Genomic DNA, 2494 nt, shown 5'->3' with positions numbered 1-2494 from the left:
CACAGAGCTATAAACTGGCTCAACGCATTCATAGGTGTGATGCCCTCAATAACGTAGTCATTTAAGACTTAGGCTGGTCAACTATGGGCGTTTTCACGCCCCGCTTCTATCCCCAAAGGGATGAAGCGTGGGTCGTTGACGTTCTATGACGAGTTATCTTCAGCTATAGTCCCCCCTAGATATAAATCGCCAGTAGAGCGTTGCTCTTACTGGGTCTGGCGGTATGGTGACAACTCGACATGCTATCAAATTTTTTCTTTACAAAAGAATACAAATTTAGTTCAACCCTTGGACAGAAATCCTCCTAACCTGAAGATATGTAAAAGCTACGTTCCCCTGATTAATGCAGCTAATGCCTTATTGTAGGGGATTTAAGCGTAATATAAAGATTATATTAACTTTTTCACCCTTGACGGACGAGTTAAATAATCTTAGCTTATCTTAATATTTGTTTATATAGCGCTACGCGCTAGGCAATGGGCAATGGGCAATAGGTAATGGGAGTCCGCCGCGTAAATTGAGCCTTCTGTTCCCTGAGATCAGGAGAAATCAGCCAATTTTCAAAAATCTCTTGACATATTCCCAGCCACAACTGCTAATATAAGCAAGGTACACACATTGGGGTGTAGCCAAGCGGTAAGGCAGCGGGTTTTGGTCCCGCCATTCCCAGGTTCGAATCCTGGCACCCCAGTCGCATCTACCCGACAAAATAATTCGATTAATCGATTCGGCGGAATTCCCCACTCTCTTACAGGGTGGGGATTGTTGATATCTCCACTCCTTAAAAGAGAGTGGATTCTGAAATGAAGAAAAATTCAAATCGCTTGACCCTGAGCGAAGTCGAAGGGTCAATCCCTTGTACGGTAAGCTTTTTTCTTCACTATTGCCTATGACACACCGAGCGAAGCCGAGGTGTTGCCTATTGCCTAGCGCGTAGCGCTATATTTGGATTTAGATTTTGACTTAGATTTAGATTTCGATGACTCCAACCAATCCTGAGTACCAACACTAATCACGGTTTGAATCTGCATCTTAATCCCTTCAGTTTGCGCGGCTGCCAATAGATGCTTCATTCCCACTGGTTCTGAGGCTTCAGCGGCGAGAAAGGCTGCTGCCAAAGCAATATTGTGGATACTGCCTCCGGAAACAGCCAGCCGCGCTAACTTCTCAAAATTTAATCGTCGGGTGGGAGTAGACTTGGGAAAGACGCGCCGCCAAATCTGCTCTCGTTGCATGGCATCCGGGAAGGGAAATTCCAGCACAAAGCGCAATCGTCGCTCGAAGGCTGAGTCAATGGAGTCTCTTAAATTGGTCGTGAGAATCGCCAACCCTTGATAGCTTTCTAAGCGCTGGAGTAGATAACTGACTTCTTGGTTAGCATAGCGATCGCGGGCGTCTTTGACTTGACCCCGTTTGGCAAACAGGGAGTCGGCTTCGTCGAATAATAGGACTACGCCGCCGACTTCAGCCGCGTCAAAGATTTGAGCTAGGTTTTTCTCTGTTTCTCCGATATATTTACTTACAACCGCACTCAGATCGATGCGGTACAAATCGAGGTGCAGTTCTTTGGCAATAATTTCAGCAGCAGTGGTTTTACCTGTACCACTTTGACCATAGAATAATGCTGTGAGTCCCAGTCCTCGACTCTGTTTTCCACCCATTCCCCAATCCTGGTAAACTTTGGCGCGTTGGCGGGTGTGGGCGACAATTTCCTTCAGGGTTTTGAGTTGGGATTCTGGCAGAATCAGGTCATCCCATGCCATTGGCGTTTCAATGCGTTGGGCGAGTGCATCTAGGCGGGGACGGGCTTGGTGGCGGCTAGTATTCCACAGGGTTGTTCCTAAATTGGTGTGACGATTGCAGTTAACCTGATGGATGGCTTGGGTGCAGACGGAATGAATCGCACTTTGGCTGAGATTGAATTGGGCAATTAAGCGATTAACGTCGCCATTGAGTTCGCTTCCATTGTCTGCCAGATAGGTGAAAAATAGGGAACGTTGTTCTTGGAGAGTAAGTTTGGGTACATCGTAGGTGGTTAGCGATCGCTCTGTTACGGGAAGTCGCTGTTGGCTACTCAGGATTAGGGGAGTATTGATTTCAGCGATGAATTGAGAAATCAGGGATAGTTCCAGTGCATCTGACATGTTTAGAGAGTCACATTCGAGGAACAATACACAATTGGTTAAGATAGCTTCCCGTTCCCAGCGTCGCCGTAATTGATGCAGTTGGATGGAATCCGAGGGAAGTACCGTTGCTGACATACGACGGATAGAACAGCCAAATAACGTCGTGGCTTCAGCCACAATGCGGCGTTTTGTGGTCAAATCTGAGCCAGACAATTCGATAATTGGCAGGTTTGAGGTGGGGGTTAACTAACAGTCGGTAAATATCTAGACAATTAGTGACATAACTAGACATTTTCTCGGATATAATCAGGCAATGTCTAGTTTACCCCCCAACAAGCAGCTACTCGACTTTGTGTGACGGTCTTGCA

At 46.6% G+C, this 2494-nt stretch carries 1 protein-coding gene and 1 tRNA gene; one reads left to right on the top strand and one right to left on the bottom strand.

All coding sequences use genetic code 11. The features are described 5' to 3' along the window. Positions 1-619: 619 nt before the first annotated feature. Positions 620-691: transfer RNA gene (locus RIC07_RS38250), tRNA-Gln, on the top strand. 235 nt (positions 692-926) lie between these two features. Here the strand turns inward: RIC07_RS38250 and RIC07_RS38245 are convergent. Further along, positions 927-2324: an ATP-binding protein gene (locus RIC07_RS38245; RefSeq protein ID WP_446399077.1), complete on the bottom strand. Its 1398-nt coding sequence runs from the start codon at positions 2322-2324 to the stop codon at positions 927-929. Between the last annotated feature and the right edge of the window lie 170 nt (positions 2325-2494).

The organism is Coleofasciculus sp. E1-EBD-02 (assembly GCF_040218245.1).
Lineage (GTDB): Bacteria > Cyanobacteriota > Cyanobacteriia > Cyanobacteriales > Coleofasciculaceae > Coleofasciculus.
Note: the sequence above shows the minus strand (reverse complement) of the source record. Positions and strands in the feature narration are given on the sequence as shown.